This is a genomic window from Alphaproteobacteria bacterium (assembly GCA_016870095.1).
In the GTDB taxonomy this organism is placed as follows: Bacteria; Pseudomonadota; Alphaproteobacteria; order Paracaedibacterales; family VGCI01; genus VGCI01.
The window spans coordinates 289,434-306,717 of sequence record VGCI01000001.1; the positions used below are offsets into that span (position 1 = coordinate 289,434).

The 17,284-nt window shown below is 40.2% G+C and carries 13 protein-coding genes; 4 read left to right on the top strand and 9 right to left on the bottom strand.

Annotation, left to right across the window (positions count from 1 at the left end):
* The 8 genes from pheS to FJX03_01345 all read right to left on the bottom strand — a co-directional run bounded on the left by pheS (window position 1) and on the right by FJX03_01345 (window position 9,442).
* A complete protein-coding gene (pheS, locus tag FJX03_01310) occupies window positions 1-1,038 on the bottom strand; it encodes a phenylalanine--tRNA ligase subunit alpha (protein ID MBM3632334.1) in 1,038 nt (345 codons plus the stop codon).
* A 99-nt stretch (window positions 1,039-1,137) separates the two neighbouring features.
* Window positions 1,138-2,385 (bottom strand): multidrug effflux MFS transporter, encoded by a 1,248-nt coding sequence (locus FJX03_01315; GenBank protein MBM3632335.1) that lies wholly within the window; start codon window positions 2,383-2,385, stop codon window positions 1,138-1,140.
* Window positions 2,386-2,566: 181 nt separating this feature from the next.
* Window positions 2,567-3,211, bottom strand: coding sequence for a hypothetical protein (locus tag FJX03_01320; GenBank protein ID MBM3632336.1), 645 nt, complete (start codon window positions 3,209-3,211; stop codon window positions 2,567-2,569).
* 87 nt (window positions 3,212-3,298) lie between these two features.
* Window positions 3,299-4,186 carry an oxygen-dependent coproporphyrinogen oxidase gene (gene hemF, locus FJX03_01325; GenBank protein ID MBM3632337.1) on the bottom strand — a complete coding sequence of 296 codons (888 nt, stop codon included), beginning with the start codon at window positions 4,184-4,186 and terminating at the stop codon, window positions 3,299-3,301.
* A gap of 12 nt (window positions 4,187-4,198) precedes the next feature.
* Window positions 4,199-4,654, bottom strand: a complete 456-nt coding sequence (locus FJX03_01330) for a tRNA (cytidine(34)-2'-O)-methyltransferase (GenBank protein MBM3632338.1) — start codon at window positions 4,652-4,654, stop codon at window positions 4,199-4,201.
* 10 nt (window positions 4,655-4,664) lie between these two features.
* The gene (locus FJX03_01335; protein MBM3632339.1) at window positions 4,665-7,163 is read right to left on the bottom strand and encodes an LPS-assembly protein LptD; all 2,499 of its coding nucleotides are present in this window, start codon (window positions 7,161-7,163) and stop codon (window positions 4,665-4,667) included.
* 6 nt (window positions 7,164-7,169) lie between these two features.
* Window positions 7,170-8,333 (bottom strand): LPS export ABC transporter permease LptG, encoded by a 1,164-nt coding sequence (gene lptG / locus FJX03_01340; protein MBM3632340.1) that lies wholly within the window; start codon window positions 8,331-8,333, stop codon window positions 7,170-7,172.
* The gene (locus FJX03_01345) at window positions 8,267-9,442 is read right to left on the bottom strand and encodes a YjgP/YjgQ family permease (GenBank protein MBM3632341.1); all 1,176 of its coding nucleotides are present in this window, start codon (window positions 9,440-9,442) and stop codon (window positions 8,267-8,269) included. The genes lptG and FJX03_01345 overlap by 67 nt, the downstream gene beginning before the upstream one ends.
* Before the next feature lie 340 nt (window positions 9,443-9,782).
* Here FJX03_01345 and FJX03_01350 point away from each other — a divergent pair, with 340 nt between their 5' ends.
* The 4 genes from FJX03_01350 to FJX03_01365 all read left to right on the top strand — a co-directional run bounded on the left by FJX03_01350 (window position 9,783) and on the right by FJX03_01365 (window position 15,879).
* Entirely contained in the window at window positions 9,783-10,736 is a 954-nt protein-coding gene (locus FJX03_01350) for a hypothetical protein (protein ID MBM3632342.1), read from the top strand.
* A complete protein-coding gene (gene rsmA, locus FJX03_01355) occupies window positions 10,723-11,592 on the top strand; it encodes a 16S rRNA (adenine(1518)-N(6)/adenine(1519)-N(6))-dimethyltransferase RsmA (GenBank protein MBM3632343.1) in 870 nt (289 codons plus the stop codon). The genes FJX03_01350 and rsmA overlap by 14 nt, the downstream gene beginning before the upstream one ends.
* A gap of 112 nt (window positions 11,593-11,704) precedes the next feature.
* Window positions 11,705-14,929: a bifunctional proline dehydrogenase/L-glutamate gamma-semialdehyde dehydrogenase PutA gene (gene putA / locus FJX03_01360; protein ID MBM3632344.1), complete on the top strand. Its 3,225-nt coding sequence runs from the start codon at window positions 11,705-11,707 to the stop codon at window positions 14,927-14,929.
* Window positions 14,930-15,099: 170 nt separating this feature from the next.
* Window positions 15,100-15,879, top strand: a complete 780-nt coding sequence (locus FJX03_01365) for a response regulator transcription factor (protein ID MBM3632345.1) — start codon at window positions 15,100-15,102, stop codon at window positions 15,877-15,879.
* 76 nt (window positions 15,880-15,955) lie between these two features.
* Here FJX03_01365 and FJX03_01370 read toward each other — a convergent pair whose 3' ends face one another.
* Window positions 15,956-17,191, bottom strand: coding sequence for a tyrosine--tRNA ligase (locus FJX03_01370; protein ID MBM3632346.1), 1,236 nt, complete (start codon window positions 17,189-17,191; stop codon window positions 15,956-15,958).
* Window positions 17,192-17,284: the final 93 nt, after the last annotated feature.

A 17,284-nucleotide genomic window follows, 5' to 3' on the forward strand; every position in this document is an offset into this window, starting at 1 on the left:
TTACGCTCCTGGCGCAAAATAGGGAGAAAATCCATAGTGCTTTAACCACCGCGTATCTCCTTCAAAAAATGGACGTAAATCTGGTAAGCCATATTTTAACATTGCAATTCGATCTAATCCCATCCCCCATGCAAAACCCTGATATTCTTCAGGATCAATTCCACAGTTGAGAAGGACTTTAGGGTGAACCATGCCACAGCCTAGAATTTCTAACCATCCTTTTCCTTCTCCAATTTTTAATGTGCCCCCTTCTCGAGAACATTGAATATCCACTTCAGCTGATGGTTCGGTGAAGGGAAAAAAGCTAGGACGAAAGCGCATGGGTAGGTCATCAATTTCAAAGAAATGACTCAAGAAACCACTTAAGGTGCTTTTCAAATGACCCATGTGGATTCCTTTATCGACTACCAACACTTCTAACTGATGAAACATAGGGGTATGGGTTGCATCAAAATCAGACCGATATACACGACCCATACACAAAATGCGAATGGGTGGCTGGGTTGATTTCATTGTTCGGATTTGAATAGGAGATGTTTGGGTTCGAAGCAAACGATCCACACCATTTAAATAAAATGTATCATGGGATTGTCGAGCCGGGTGATGAGCGGGGATATTCAAGGCAGTAAAGTTATGTTCCTCATCCTCAATGTCGGAGCCTTCTGCAACGGTAAAACCAGCTTTTGCAAAATAGGCAGAAACTTCTTCAATGGTTCGGGTGAGGGGGTGCAGAGTGCCGATAGCTTCGGGTCTTGGTGACAAGGTAATGTCTACAGCTTCTTTTGCTAATTTATCTGTTAGAGCATGGGCCGCAAGATGAATACGTTTTTCTTCTAAACATAAGAGTATCCCATCCTTCACCTGGTTAATCTCGGCACCTTTTTCCCGCCGTTGTTCGGCATCCAAAGTTCCCAATGTCTTAAGCATTTGTGTAATTTCACCGGATTTGCCCAAAAGACGAAGGCGTACATCTTCTAGATCTTTCAATGATTGACAGTGATTGATCTCGTCTTTCCAGCTTTGTAAGCCTTGGCTCATAAAATTTCTACCCTTAAACGTTAACGGAATATCTTTTTTTAGCACAGAGTTTCTTTCGGACTCAATGTGAATGGTGTTTTTTATTTCACCAGAGTTATTTTAATGATGTGCCTTTTGATAAGACCCCATCAAATTTTGCTCTAAAGAATGGTTTGTGTCCGCAGTATCTCCTCCCTTAAAAATATTAGATTTCAAAAGGAATAGAGTAAAAAGAGTACTGAGTCCAAAGATCATCAAAACCAGAAGAGCAATGCGTAAGGAATGACCATTATAGCAATAACCTGTTACGGCTACCATGCCAAAACAAACCAGTGATCGCATACTCATGATGAGTGAGGAAGATGTTCCCTTGATTTCAGGAAAAATCTCAAGTGAAGCTCCAAAAATTACGGGGTAGGAAATGGCCGACCCCAAACAAACAAGGCTCATAAAAAGAGTTGTCAAAATGGGTGAAGTGGGAAACATAATGGATGATCCTACGAGAGCCACTGACCCGACGAGTGAGATAAGCATTCCTAGGTTTACACTTTTTCTAGCTCCAATTTTGTGAGTAATTTTTCCCGAAAATAAACTCACCACTGCAAAGGTGATAAGAATGACCGCTTGATGAAAAACATATTCCATTACAGAAAGCTGGAATGTTTCCGTGTAAAGAAATGAAGCTTGAGCAATAAAGGACAAATAAATGCCGTAAAGCATGCTGGGCACTATAGAGGCACAAAAAAATGGAAAATTTGTAAGCAATTGGATGTAGTCTAGACCAATTTTTTGAGGGCGGAAAGGTTCTTGAGATTTTTTAGTTTCTGGGAGTGTGAAGACAAGAAAAATCCAAGACACAAGACAAATGAGAGCAACAACACCATAGTTACCACGCCAACTAACGGCTTCATTGATAAATCCTCCTAATAGGGGGGCAAAAGCCATAATACCCGTGAAGACAGCATTCATAATCCCTAAGAGGGCCGCGGATTTTTCTTTTCCTGGGTAAACATCGGCAATCATGGCAAATGCAACAACAGCGGAAGCGGCGGCACCAATACCTTGCAGAAAACGGGTAGCAAGTAAAAAGGGGATAGAAGGGGCAATAACACATCCCACAGCGCCAATGAGTAAAATGCCATTTCCCCAAAGCATAATAGGCCTGCGACCATAACTATCAGATAATGGACCATAGGCAAGCGCTCCTATTCCAAATCCTAGTAAATTATAGGCAATGGTCATCTGAATGATGTCACCTGAAACATTGAAATAATGAGCCATATCTGGAAAACTAGGGACTGAAATATCTACTTCTATACAGCAAGCGACAATAGACAAAATAATAAGGGGTAAAAAGAAGCGAGGCATTTAAATAGCTTTCTATAATTTATAAAATTAGGATAACGGCAGAATGTGCCAATTCATGTAAACGGTAGGGAAGGGATAAATTGAGATAATCAAGTTTATTGCTGCTATAATTATGGTATTGCCATATATTGTCAAGTCTTATTGAAAATATCGATTAATGGTTATTTTATATTCACTTTTCTTATCCACCGTCTTTATGGTCTTCATCCTTTTGTAAAAATTTTACAATTGGGTAATTTTCATTACCTATCTGGCTTGTGCCCACATCTATTTGGATAGTCGTTGCTTCTTTAAGCCGAAACCATGTGCAAGAGGATAGTAAGTGCTCGCTATGATGGGACCGTCTCATATTAGTCTGTTTCATTGAATTATTAGAGAAAAAAGGCCTTATAAGAACAGATTGTAGAGGGCTGTCATTTAAAAGATCACCTGTTGACCAGATGACTTTAAGAAATACCTCATTCGAATCTATTTGATTATAAAAAACAAGCCCCTGATTGGCTTGACTATCCCTGCATGGCCACAAGGGAAGCACGGGAATAACAATAGTTTTTTTCTCCCCCGGATTAATGGTTATTATATTGGAACTTGCCATTGATTTGCCGGATGTTTGTTTAAGCAGAAAAAAACCGAGTTGAACATGGAATTTTTTTCCCTTACCTTCAGTCCCATTATCGCAAAGACTCCCATTTATATTATGGAGAACAATTTCTTTAACGGTTAGACGAGGAGTATTACTATCTTCTTCACACTCCATCGCTCTCACAACAGAAGGGAAAATGAGAAGTATAATGACGAACAATATTTGTATTTGCTTTAAAATCATTTATCTAATTCAACATTTTATGGTTTATTTTTAAAGTATACTCCTTTAATGCGCCTATAGGGTATAAAAGATAATTATTTAAAAAAATCAAGTCCAACTGACCATTGGCGGTAAAGACATGAGAATTGCATCAATATTTCCGTCAGTTTTAAGACCAAAATGTGTTCCTCGATCGTAAAGAAGATTGAACTCAACGTATCGGCCACGCTTAATCATTTGTTTTTGTTTATCAGCTTCTGACCAAGGTTTGTGCATATGACGGCGCACTAAGGCGGGATAAATGGTTAAGAAAGCTTCTCCAACATCTCGTGTGAAAGCAAAATCTTTCTCAAAGTCAGCTGAAGTATTTCCACTTGATAATTGATCATAAAAAATTCCCCCAATCCCGCGGGGTTCTTTACGATGAGGTAAATAAAAATATTCATCACACCAAGCTTTGAACCGAGGGTAATAATCCGGATTATGAGCATCACACGCAGTGCGATATGCATTGTGAAAATCCGTTGTATCTTGGTCAAATTCAAAAGTTGGCGTGAGGTCAGAGCCTCCCCCAAACCAGGAATGTGTGGTAACAATATGCCGCGTATTCAAATGAATAGCAGGAATAAAGGGATTAAGGGGATGTATAACTAAGGAAATGCCACTGGCCCAAAATCGAGGGTCATCTGTTGCTCCCGGAATCTCTTTGGCAAATTGAGGAGAAAATTCTCCATAAACCGTTGAAATATTGACCCCAGCTTTTTCAAAAACACGTCCTTTGAGTATTGCCATTGTTCCTCCCCCTAAGTCTTCATCAGGGTGAAGAGCACTTTTGCGCTTCCAGTTTTCTCGAGAAAAACGACCTGCGTCTAAGTATTTTGGGGGTAAATTAAGCGTTACAGCTTCATCTTCTATTTCCTCTAACAAAGCACAAATTCGTCCCTGTAAGCTTGAAAACCAAGTATGCAGTTTTATTTTTTGGTCAATGGTTGTCATTTGTTATCTCCATTATTGATGTGTATTCAATTGACGCATACCCTCTCCAACAACCATCGCAGCTGCCAAAGAAACATTTAAGGATCGACAGTGGGGTACCATAGGAATAAGAAGACGTTGGGGAATAAGGTGAAATATATCTTCAGGAACCCCTGAGCTTTCTTGTCCCATTAATAAAATATCATTCGAATGAAACGAGAAATCTGTATAGGGCATTTCAGCTTGGGCATCTAAAAGTATAATTCTGTGATTTACAGCTTGTGTCCATTCATAAAAATTATCCCAAGTTGTGTGATGCTGAACCGTTGCGATATCGGCATAATCCATACCTGCTCGTCGCAAACGACGATCATCAAATACAAATCCGCACGGGTGTATAATATCAAGGTGAAGGCCCATACAAGCACATAATCGCATTAATGTTCCTGTATTCTGGGGAATTTCTGGCTGATAAAGGGCAAGACGCATCGTCAAATACCTAGAGTAAATTATTGGCATTGATCCCCAAAGTGCCAAGAGGGTCAATGGATCCTAAATTCTTGAAATCAAATTGCACTATGAAGCCAGAATTGGGACGAATGTCTCTGTCTAATGAGCGCGTTTTAAAAGCACTTAAAGTCATGCGAAAACATTCATCGTGATAAAGAGCAGAAACCGTATGCGATAAGGCTCCTCGTTGATGCTTTTTTAAGTTCCGTGTTTCTCCAAGGGAAAAACTCCAATGTTCCACCGGGTTGGAACCAACAATCCACGTTGCTTGAGAAATACCTACATCATTGACGGTCGATTTTTTGTTTACATATGTATGATTTAATTGGAAAATTAGTAATTTTTTGCCAAAAATTGCAGATGTATCCGAAATACGCGGGCGCAATCGGTTCTTATCCATTGCCATGCGATTAAGTATTTGAATGCTCTGTATAGGATTGACACGTAAGCGGCTGACAATATCGGAAGCTCGTTTATCTTCACCACAGAAACGACTCGGTAAAACTTGATGTTTATCGAGGCGAATGCTTTGGCCCAAGAAAATTTGAATTAAGCGTTTCTCAGGGAAAAACCAAGTGGAATTTCCTCCATATATAAATCTCCCTCCCGTATCCACACGGTCCAATCCAGAAAATCGTTGAGCTAAGAATAGGGATGTATCTTCAATTTGCACATTCAACGAATCTTCATTGGGAATAGAAGAATTATTGACGCGTGTTGTACCCACAATCATTGCTGTAGGTTCGAGAACCCAATCTGAGTAACTGAGACGCTTGATTAAAGGGTAACGCCACTGAGCTGAAGCTGTAGGAAAAAATCGCCCTTTAAAGGTTGAGGAAAGCACAGGTTTGTTCCTTGCAGGTTGGTAGTGTTCAAGGGCATAAGAATCACTGCGCAAAGTCATATTTAATGCCCAAATATGTCCGGTAGATGTTACATAGGGAACCCGCCAACCGCCTGTGAGGGATAATCTTTGCATATGACGGGCATTTTGTCCGGGAGTATCTCGACGCCGCCCTAGAGAGAGAAGGTTTGCATCAAAATTCCATATTCCGTTCCACTGTCCCGGATCTGTTTGATAATTATACCAGGCATGAGGAAGGAGATAGGGGGTTGTATTTGGATTGTCAGTTTGGAATACAGTTGCACGAACCACGGCGTAATTGTGGTCTTGAAATTGCTCTAAGGAAGCTGTGCTGGCCATGTTTTTTGTTGGATATTTTAGACGAAAACCTTGAGGAAAGATAGGATAGCGCCGTAGATATGTCGTATCACTTGCGCGATTAATATCAAAAGTTGCAACACTTTCATCATTAAGTTCAAATCGTCCTTGAGTATAGATATGCCAACGATCTTTTCCTGGTAACTTTGAGCCCTTTGTAATGTGTTTTAAATCACGGGTTTGTGTGTAGCTTGTGCTGGCGGTAAAATCACCATCTCGAAAACGATGGCGATATTCAGCAACCATGATGGGTCCTTGCTTTGTTGTGATTATGGGGGAAAGTGTAAGATCACGATTTGGAGCGATATCATAATAAAAGGGGGTGCTAACGATGAGACCAAGATCTGATATAGAGCCATAAGCCGGCATTAAAAAGCCTGTTTTCCGTTTTACCGTTCCGTCCGCATGACGAAAGTAGGGTAAATAAAATACAGGAACACCTGATATTTCAAGGCGAGCATGGTGATAAATGATGATTTGATCCGTTTTGCTATGAATGATTTTGTCAGCTTTTAATTGCCAAAGTGGCATTTTCTTCGGATTAATTTTACAAACATTACAAGGACTATAAACAGCTTGACGAAAAATAGTTTTCTTTCCCTGGATACGTCTCGCAAAATTTGCTGCTATTCGGGCGTCATCAGCTGTTAATACCTTAGCATTTTCAATTGTTGCATCTTGTAACTCATTTGAAAATTCAGCAGAGGAAAAAAACAGAAGATTATAGTTGGAAACAGCAAGATTGTTTTGTTCCTCTAGAGAAAGTGAAGAATAATTTATTTGCTTTCCCAGTTGAGGTAAATTTAATGGATTGGAAACAATAGTGCCACTTTGCATTAATCTATTGAGAACATAATCTTGATGACTCAAAAATTCATTGTGAGCTTGAACGAGAGAGTTTGCTGAAAGCTTTCTTCTCTCGGTTTCTCTTAAGCACACGTTCCCATAGGCAGACATTTGCCCTGTTTTTTTATTGTAAATAACTTTATGGGCACGAAGAGTGCGATTACCTTGGACGACCTGTACATTGCCCGTGGCATTGACGATATGAGTTTCTTGATTGTAGTCGATTTTTTCTGCATTTAATATAATGGGGGGCTTCTCATCAAGTGTAGCTAATGAGTCTTCATCATTTTTAAAAGCATTTAGCTTGTTAGTAACTTCATTTTTTTTCCTACCAGATGTTGTGGACGCAGTTGAGAGAAGCGTCAACAATAGCAAATTGAAGATCACAAATACGGAGAAAAAACGAGAATAAATACTCATGATGTTTTAACCATCTTCAAGGTGTAAAAGGAAAGAAAGACTCAATAAAGCCATAATCAGTGTAGGAGCCCAAGCCGCTAAAAGTATTGGAATTTGGCCGCCGACACCTAAAGCATAGACAATATCGTTGAGAAAGTAGAGTACAAAACCACTGCCAATACCAAAGGTAATGTACATGAAAGTGCCTCTTTGCCGGATGGGGCGAATGCCAAAGGTTGCTGCAAGTAAAATCATTGACAACATCATACCTAATTTTGCAATTTGACCATGCCAATAAACACGATAAGTAACGCTAGAGAGACCCGATCTATCAAGAATATCTATAAATTTTGGTAAAGACCAAAATGAGATTGTTTCGGGGTCGGTATTGTTATCTTGAATTTTTTCAATTGTTAAAGATGTAGGAATTTTCATTGTGAGATTCTTTGTGGAAGTCCCTTCTTGACCTTCCCACACTGTTGTATTATTTAGCTCCCAATAACCGCGATGTAATATCGCTGAATCCGCATCAATACGTGCTTTATAAGAGCCGTCGGGCAGAAAATTATGGAAAGTAACTTTCCTAAAGGTTTTTGTTTGGGGTTGGACGTAAGTGGTGTGAATGATACTCTGTCTGTCTGGGGTAATTTCTCGCAACCACAACCCTTCTTCTGAAATAGAAATACGACCACTTGTTCCAGCAAAATAAAGAGCATCAAGATTCATGTAGCGTTTACTCATCGCGGCACTAAAAGGGTTTAGTATGATGAGTTGTAACAAACCAAATGTAAGCATACAGGCCATAAGACCCTTTAAAAGTTGCCAAATGGATAGACCAGCGGTACGAGCTGCGACAATTTCTTGGGTATGATTGAGTCGATAAAAAGTGATCATTGTTGCAGAAAGAACAATAAAGGGCATTAAAGTTTGGAAATGGTTGGGGAGTTTTAAAATAATCATTTCTAGAATAATGGACAACTGGATGTAAGGTTTACCCATGGAGCGTCGAACAAGCTCCGTACCCTCAAACAGAGATATAATGGTTCCTATTATGGCCGTACATGTTCCAAACCAGAGAAAAAAAACGCGGCAAAAATAGGTATTAAGTGTTGAAAAAAGATAGCTCATTCGGCAGCCTCTTTGCTCACAGGGATGGGGAAACCTTTTCTGAAAACAAATCCATTCCACCATATTTTAAATGTCTGTTTTTCTAGAATAATTAGGGAAGTGATCCCAATTAAAATTACGCTGAAATAGGCTAGAGGAATCGTTAAAGGCCAACGACCATTCATATTGATGAGCGCAATCAAACCAATGTTAATACAAATGGCTATCCCGATAGCGAATCCAATGCGTTTCTGACGACCCCGACGGTTTAGTTCTTGAGACAAGAGAGCACTTGAGCCGACAAGAGAAAACAACAAAACTAATAAGGGGGGCAGAAGGCGCTGGTGACCTTCAGCGTATAGTTGTGCCCTTATTGCTGGGGAAAGAGTTGCTTTATCTGGCGGGTCTAAAAGATGACTAAGAGAGCGTTCATAGGGCTTGATGATACGTTCTTGGAGGTTAGATGCAAGCTGATCTAAATCATAGTTTAAGGTCTTAAAATGAAAAAAACTAACTTTTCCTGTGCTCTCATCTTTTTCTTGACGTGTCCCATTCAGTAACATGAGCAGTGACTTTTTCCCATCTTTTTCGATAATGGCTCCATGTTTGGAAATGATCGTAAATGGATTTTTCTTGGCTCGAGAAGAGGAAGAATTTTGGCCAATACTATGAATAAATACGCCGCCTAAGTCACCATTTACGGAGCGCGTTTTTGCATAAACTGTTACACCTCTTAAAGTGTTAAACATTCCATCTTGAACGAAACTTGAGGAGAATTCATTGCGCAACTTATGTTCCATGTCTCTTAGATTACGAAAAGATATGGGCACAAAGTAGATATTTATAAATCCAACAGAAATTGCGGTGAAAAATGCTAAAATGAGAGCAGGGCGCGCCAACCGCCAATTACTTAGCCCACAACTCCGAAAAATGCTAAGTTCATGGTCTGTAATAAGCTTATTGTAAGTAAATAAAACGCTGATGAGGATACAAATGGGGAGTACGATGGCAATCAAGTCTGGGATGAGAAAACCAACAAGAGTAAAATAACCTCCAATTGAGACATTTTGATTGACAATTATGTCCACAAATCGTAACGACTGAGTGAGCCATACACCTGTTGTTAATACCGTCGTGAGAAAAGCTAAGCTCGTCAATAAATATTTAAATATATGGCGCGTAACCAAACTCATAAAGAAGCGCTCCAAACAAAAACCATCATTTTTTTCTGTTTAAAGTTAATTAGTTTGAGGTAAGTTAAACTTCTTGAGAAGGGGGGTGGCATATATTTCGTCACTGAATCAGCACTCTTTATCAAACCTAGATGCCTTAAATCTAAGAAGTTTTTGCCAAAAATGCTTTCAAAATAAGCATTTTATTAATATATTCCTAGCATCTGAACATTGAATAACTTATATATTATTCAACTGGCTAAAAAACATGAATAGATCTTTTACCAGGTTTACTATAAAACAATGAACAAAGGCAATGGCCTAAGATTTTAAAAGTGTGTCAATTAGAGGATAAGAGAGAATGAAGTTATTAGGCTTATTAATCTTAACGGGCTTCAGCTTGTTACCAAGCTTTGCTATTGGTCTAAAAGAAAAAACATCAAGCATTATTGTGATTGTAAATAAGGATGCAATTACCGCTTCCGACGTAGACGAGAGATTACGTTTGACCAATTTGAGCGCCGCGCAACCGGTTACGAGTACCATTCCTGCCCCTGTTCGCAAACAAATTATTCAAGGGATGGTTGATGAACTTCTCCAACTTCAAGCCGCTAAATCAAAAAATATTAAGGTGGAGGATGCGGAAGTTGAAAAAGCCCTGGAGAATTTAGCCAAGGATAATAATATGTCGTTAGATGCCATGGTCAAAATGCTTAAAACAAATGGCATCTCTAAGCAAACAATGTTAACAAGACTTCGTGCACAGATGGCCTGGGGTCGTTATATTCGCGAAGTGTATGGTCCATTGGTTCATATAGCCGATAAGGAAGTCGACAAGTTCCTCTCCCAATCCAAGGATGTAAAAATTGAGGAACAACCTGTGGAGCACATGAATATTACTTTATGTCAGGTGGTTTTTGATCTTAAGCCAGATTCTCCAGAGGAAATGATGATACTTCTGGGGCCAAAGATCGAGGAAACTCAAAAAGCAAAAGGATGTAGTTCTTTCGTAAAAGCCGCTCAAGGTTTTGGGGCAAAAATTGAAGAAAATCGTACGGTTAAGTTGGGACAATTGCCAACTGCCTTGAAGTCTTTAGTCCATAAGACAAAGGCAGGACAATGTATGGAGCCTACCATGACACCTAATGGGCTTGTTTTGACAATGGTTTGCTCAAAAACGATGCCAAAAGTAGCGCCACCCCCCGCCCAAACTCGAGACACAGCATCAGTTGCAATCGAGCAAGAAAAGTTAGGTAAGCGTGCAGCACAAGAAATGGCCAAATTGAAGTCGGCAGCTTTTGTTGAGTGGAAATAATTTCTCTCTGCCTTCTTTACGAGAAGTTATCGAGAGTCATGGCTTATTAGCTAAAAAAAGTCTTGGCCAAAATTTCCTTCTCAATATGGATGTGACACGCCGCATTGTTAAAGCGGCTGGAAATCTCGAAGATCTCACCGTTCTTGAAATTGGTCCCGGTCCTGGGGGATTGACACGGGCTTTACTTGAAGCAAAAGCTCAAGTTGTTGCCATTGAGAGAGATCATCGATGTGTTGAAATTTTGAGGGATCTTCAGCTCGCGTATTTAAGGGGGTCTGGTGAATCTGCCCAAAAAATGCTGAGCCTAATTGAGGGCGATGCCCTTAAAATATCTCCCCAATCCATTATTCCTGTCGGAGCCATCAAAATTGTTGCGAATTTACCCTACAACATAGGAACTCCTCTTTTAATTCAGTGGCTTTCTAATCTTGATCGCATTGTATCTTTGACATTGATGTTTCAAAAAGAGGTTGCTTTAAGATTGATTGCGAAACCGCGAACAAAATCTTATGGTCGATTGTCAATTTTAATTCAGTGGCTATGTGAAGCTCAGCGTTTATTTGACTTGTCTCCAAAAGCTTTCATGCCAGCACCAAAAGTTACATCGAGTGTTGTTCATTTGGTTCCCAGACCCCTAACTCCCCAAAATAAACTTCTTTTTCCTTTTATGGAACGGGTTACTCACCAGGCCTTCGGACAACGGCGAAAAATGATTCGCTCAAGTTTGAAGATGTTATTTTTGGAAAGCCAGTTGATAGAATTAGGGCTGGATCCTTGTGTTCGAGCGGAAGAGTTAACCGTAGCTGATTTTGTTCTCTTGGCGAAAAGCTTATCTATGACCACCCCGCCAACTTAATATTTTTGCTTCCTATGCAATAAAAATTCATAGAAAACCATAAAACCAGTTGGGAGAAGCCTTAAATCTTGCTAGAGTTTTTAATTAAGTTGTCTTGTTTGGAGAAAATAGAATGAAACCAAAGCTTAAGAGCACAAAATCTCTTAAAGAGGAGGATACTCTTTACTCTGATTCACCCCCTAGTTCTTACCCTTTTGCACGGCCTTCTCGCTTTAATCATTTTTATCGTCTTGAAGAATCAGAAGTCGTTGCTTACCTTTTAAATCAAATTCAGCAAACTCCAGAACAATCTTTGCAGATTAAGCAGGAAGCGTACAGATTGGTCGAAGGCGTTCGAGCAAGTAAAGTGTCAAGTTTTAGTATTGAGAATTTTCTTCAAACCTATGCGTTAAATAGTCAAGAGGGTCTTGTGTTAATGTGTTTGGCAGAAGCCTTGTTGCGCGTACCAGATACGGCAACAAAGACTCGCCTGATTCGAGATAAGATTGGATCTATAGATTGGATGAATCATACCTCTCAAAGCGGCAAACAGAAAACAACACTATTTGCAAAACTCACCAACTTTGGTCTGGCGACGGCCGAACAACTAATGAATTGGGGATTAGAAAAAAAGGGTTTTATGGACGCTATCGGTAACTTGACTCGACGATTAAGTGAGCCTGTCATCCGCAAGAGCATTGCCCAAGCCATGAAAATTCTTGGTTATCAGTTTGTTATGGGAGAAACCATTACGGATGCCTTGAAGCGCTCAAAGTCTTCTGATAATAAAGCATATCTTTATTCCTATGACATGTTAGGTGAAGCGGCTTGTACAAAAGAAGATGCACAGCGCTATTATCAATCTTATGCTCAAGCTATTGAAAAAATTGGCCAAACAAAAGCAGAAGGTTCTATTTTTTCTCAACCGAGTATTTCTATTAAGCTTTCAGCTCTTCATCCAAGATATGATCTGACTCAAATTAGGCGTATTCGCGAAGAACTATTTCCTCAAGTTTTATGTCTTGCAAAACTCGCTAAAGAGAAGGGGATAGGCCTCACAATTGATGCAGAAGAATCTGAAAGATTAGATTTATCTCTAGAAGTTATTGAGTATATGTCTGGCCATGAGGATTTAAGGGGGTGGAATGGATTAGGAATAGCGGTACAAGCCTATCAAAAGCGTTCTCCTCTGCTGATTGATTATCTTATTGAAATGGCCAAAAAAGACCAACGACGTTTATGTGTTCGCTTGGTAAAGGGAGCCTATTGGGATGCTGAAATTAAGCGAGCGCAAGAAAAAGGGTTGAAAGGCTATTCTGTTTTTACCCGAAAAGTTTTTACAGATGTTTCCTACCAGGTATGTGCTCAAAAAATGCTGGCAGCACCCGATGCTATTTATCCGCAGTTTGCAACTCATAATGCACGTACGGTTGCGACGATTTTAGAGCTGGCTAAACCTACCCATGAATTTGAACTCCAACGCCTTCATGGAATGGGTGAGTCGCTTTTCAGCCAAATTATGAAACGAATGTCACCTGCCATTCCTTGTCGTATCTATGCACCTGTTGGGGAATATCAAGATTTATTGGCATATCTTGTACGGCGGTTGCTTGAAAATGGGGCAAATACATCTTTTGTCCATAAGATTTATAGTCCATCTGTACCCATTGAGACTTTGGTTGCTGATCCTGTAGAAGAAACGCGGAGTCTTAATATTATTCCACACCCACAGATTCCACTTCCCTTAGATTTGTTGCAACCTCAACGGCAGAATGCGCTGGGTATTGATTTTTATGACCTAGCAGATATTCAAGATTTTTATGCTAAAAATGAAGCTCACTTAGCGAGTATCCCTCAAGGGATTCTTTGGAATTCTTCCCCGCTTGTGGGGTCAAAGAAGATTGAACCAGGTAAGACTACTCAGAGACAAAATCCAGCGATAAATTCTCAAATTTTGGGCCGAGCGGGTGAGGCAACAGTTGAGTTGGCCAATCAAGCCATGACGATTGCTAATGATGCTTTTGAGAATTGGAGTACAACGACTGCAGAATTTCGGGCAGAAGCGTTAGATCGCTTAGGAGATCTTTTTGAAAGTCACCGAGAAGCATTGATGTCGTTATTGATATATGAGGGTGGAAAAACAGTTCCTGACGCTTTATCAGAAGTTCGGGAAGCCGCTGATTTTTGTCGATACTATGCGAGTGAAGCGCGACGATTAATGAAATCTCCTTTTCCCCTTCCAGGTCCGACTGGGGAAACCAATGAATTAACTCTTCATGGGCGGGGAGTATTTGTATGCATTAGTCCCTGGAATTTCCCCTTGGCAATTTTTATAGGGCAAGTTGCGGCTGCATTGGCTGCAGGAAATTGTGTAATTGCCAAACCTGCCCATCAAACACCTCTAGTTGCTTGCCAGGCTATTAAATTAGCTTATCAAGCGGGAATACCAAAGGAGGTTTTGCATTTTCTACCAGGTTCGGGAAGCCTTTTAGGCGCAGAACTTATTGCAGATTTACGTACAGCTGGTGTTGCGTTTACTGGCTCAACAGCTGTGGCTCAGGCAATTGCAAAAACACTTCTTGGCCGCCGCAATGCGCCTATTGTTCCCTTAATTGCTGAAACAGGGGGGATGAATGCAATGATTGTTGATTCCTCCGCTTTACTAGAACAAGTGGTTCAAGATGTTATCATTTCCTCATTTCAAAGTGCAGGCCAGCGTTGTTCCGCTTTACGCTTGGTTTATATTCAAGAAGAAATTGGGGATGCATTTTTAAAAATGCTTAAAGGTGCCATGGCAGAACTTTCTGTTGGAGATCCAAGTCTATTGTCCACAGATGTGGGCCCTGTCATTGATCATGAAGCCCGTAAAGCTTTGCAAGCCTATGAAGTCAGTCTTCAGAATAGAGCACGGCTCGTTTATAAAGTGGAATTGGATAAGACTCATCAAGAGGGCAGCTTCTTTTCCCCTCAAGTCTGGGAGTTAACAGATGGTTCTCATATGGTTGAGGAAGTATTTGGCCCTATATTACATGTTGTGCGATTCAAGAGTACAGATTTAGATAAGGTTATTAATCAAATTAATGCAACGGGTTATGGATTAACCTTGGGCATCCACAGTCGTATTGATGAAACCATTCAGCTTGTTCGCAAAAAAGCGAGAGTTGGGAATCTGTATGTTAATCGTAGCATGATAGGAGCCGTGGTTGGTGTGCAGCCTTTCGGTGGAGAAGGGCTTTCGGGAACAGGCCCTAAGGCAGGGGGGCCTCATTATCTCCTCAGATTTACAGTTGAGCGGACATTTTGTCAGGACACAACAGCCTCTGGTGGGAATGCAACCTTGCTAGCGAATTTAGACTGATCTTCAAGATTATAACCCTTAAATTCAATTATAATAAAAGAAAATCCGTCTTTAAGAGTAATAGTAAACAAATCGTTAAGATATACGAAAAAAAATAAAAATATTCTATTAGTTATAATAAAAATTATTTGTTACGATCATTTTAGCAGTTCAATCATTTGGAGGTTTTGATGAGAGTACTATTAATCGAAGATGATTCCGCTACAGCAAAAACATTGCAAACGATGCTTCGCTCAGAAGGATTTGTTTGTGATACAACAGATCTAGGGGAAGATGGCCTAGAAATTGGTAAACTATATGAGTATGACCTTATTGTTCTGGACCTAATTTTACCCGACATGGACGGTTATGAAGTTTTGCGTCGCTTACGAGCAGCTCAAATTAAAACTCCTATATTAATTGTATCTGGCCTAGTTGAAATTGATGATAAAGTTCGTGGCCTTGGGTTTGGTGCGGATGACTATTTGACAAAGCCATTTAATAAAGCAGAAGTGCTAGCCCGTATTCATGCTATTATTCGTCGCTCGCGGGGCCATTCAGAGTCTATTATTCGCACCGGTCGGTTGAGTGTGAACTTGCAACATCGCACCGCCAGCGTTGATGACAAACCTCTTCATCTGACAGGTAAGGAATATGCCATAGTTGAGTTGTTATCTTTACGTAAAGGCACAACGCTTACAAAAGAAATGTTTTTAAATCACCTTTACGGTGGAATGGATGAACCTGAATTGAAGATTATCGATGTATTTATATGTAAACTTCGTCGCAAGTTGGCTGAAGCCTTAAATGGGGAGGATTATATCGAAACAGTTTGGGGCCGGGGATATGTCCTTAGAGAATTGACATCCGATGAAGCCAAGCGCGTTGAAAAGAGCGCAGTAACGACCGCCGGTATTGCTCCGAACCTTCAAGAGAGAGAAGTTGTAAAAACAGTTTCGAATTTTGGCTAGTTTATGGTTATGCTCCTAAGAAAAGCCCCCCTTATATAAAGGGGGGCTTTTTTATTTCTAAAGGCTTTTAAGTGAGTTATTCATTATATTTTATCACCACATGCCTTTTTTTCCCGGCTGACAACTTTAAAATTCCGTCCTGGAAAAGCTCTGGGATAATTTTTTGAGATTCGTCTAAAATTGGCCTATCATTCAAACGAGCTCCATTACCCTGAATAAGGCGTCGAGCTTCCCCTCTACTGGCTGCTAATCCTGACAGAGTCAAGAGATCAATGATCAGCATATTTTTGTTAACGTCTGTTGAGGAAATCTCAAAAGTAGGGAGACTATCAAGAGAGCCAGATTGATTTTCATACAAACTGGCTGTGGTATCATGTATGTTTGTTAAACATTCATTTCCATGAGCAAGACCAGTGGTGTGATCAGCCAAAATTTTCTTAGCATCATTAATTTCTGCCCCTTGAAGGGCTTCCAGTCGGTTAATCTCATCGAGAGGAAGTTCCGTAAAGAGTCGTAAGTAGCGACCCACATCGGCGTCTTCCGTATTCCGCCAAAATTGCCAATAATCATAGGCGGACAAGCGATCTGTGTTGAGCCAAACAGCACCACTAGATGTCTTACCCATTTTTGCTCCACTTGAAGTTGTTATAAGGGGTGAAGTCAGTCCATAGACATGTTGACTTAAACATCGGCGTGTCAGTTCAATTCCATTGACAATATTTCCCCATTGATCAGATCCGCCCATTTGAAGGACACAGTCATGACGACGGAACAATTCAAGAAAATCATATCCTTGTAAAATCATATAATTAAATTCTAGAAAGCTTAAATTTTGTTCTCGTTCTAGGCGCAACTTCACACTATCAAAAGCCAGCATTCGATTTACGGAAAAGTGTCGACCATAATCCCTTAAGAACTCGATATAATTGAGCGTACTGAGCCAGGTATCGTTATTGAGCATGATGGCCTGATTCATATCAATAAATGGTTCAAAAGATTTTCGAATACCTATGGTGTTATTTTGGATGGCCGCATTGTCCAACATTTGGCGAGCTGCCTCTTTACCGGAAGGGTCGCCAACTTTACTTGTGCCTCCTCCCAGTAAGATTAAGGGGCGATGGCCGGTTTTTTGCAACCAGCGTAACATCATAATTTGCACCAAACTACCCACATGAAGACTGTCTGCTGTCATGTCAAATCCGATATATCCTGTGATACTTTTGGTTGACATAAGCGTGTCAAGGGTTTCGATGTCTGTTGCTTGATGGAAAAAACCGCGGGATTGAATAATTTGCAAAAATTCTGATTTCATCGTGGGTCTTTCGGGGTATACTACGAATAATTAATTCAATAAATTGACATTATACATGATGTATCACATTTAAAACGGAATGGCAAAATGGAA

Bases quoted from the DNA above. Each gene is read 5' to 3' on its own strand.
- pheS (MBM3632334.1), bottom strand. From the start codon at position 1,038: ATGAGCCAAGGCTTACAAAGCTGGAAAGACGAGATCAATCACTGTCAA.
- FJX03_01315 (MBM3632335.1), bottom strand. From the start codon at position 2,385: ATGCCTCGCTTCTTTTTACCCCTTATTATTTTGTCTATTGTCGCTTGC.
- FJX03_01320 (MBM3632336.1), bottom strand. From the start codon at position 3,211: ATGATTTTAAAGCAAATACAAATATTGTTCGTCATTATACTTCTCATT.
- hemF (MBM3632337.1), bottom strand. From the start codon at position 4,186: ATGACAACCATTGACCAAAAAATAAAACTGCATACTTGGTTTTCAAGC.
- FJX03_01330 (MBM3632338.1), bottom strand. From the start codon at position 4,654: ATGCGTCTTGCCCTTTATCAGCCAGAAATTCCCCAGAATACAGGAACA.
- FJX03_01335 (MBM3632339.1), bottom strand. From the start codon at position 7,163: ATGAGTATTTATTCTCGTTTTTTCTCCGTATTTGTGATCTTCAATTTG.
- lptG (MBM3632340.1), bottom strand. From the start codon at position 8,333: ATGGTGGAATGGATTTGTTTTCAGAAAAGGTTTCCCCATCCCTGTGAG.
- FJX03_01345 (MBM3632341.1), bottom strand. From the start codon at position 9,442: ATGAGTTTGGTTACGCGCCATATATTTAAATATTTATTGACGAGCTTA.
- FJX03_01350 (MBM3632342.1), top strand. From the start codon at position 9,783: ATGAAGTTATTAGGCTTATTAATCTTAACGGGCTTCAGCTTGTTACCA.
- putA (MBM3632344.1), top strand. From the start codon at position 11,705: ATGAAACCAAAGCTTAAGAGCACAAAATCTCTTAAAGAGGAGGATACT.
- FJX03_01365 (MBM3632345.1), top strand. From the start codon at position 15,100: ATGAGAGTACTATTAATCGAAGATGATTCCGCTACAGCAAAAACATTG.
- FJX03_01370 (MBM3632346.1), bottom strand. From the start codon at position 17,191: ATGAAATCAGAATTTTTGCAAATTATTCAATCCCGCGGTTTTTTCCAT.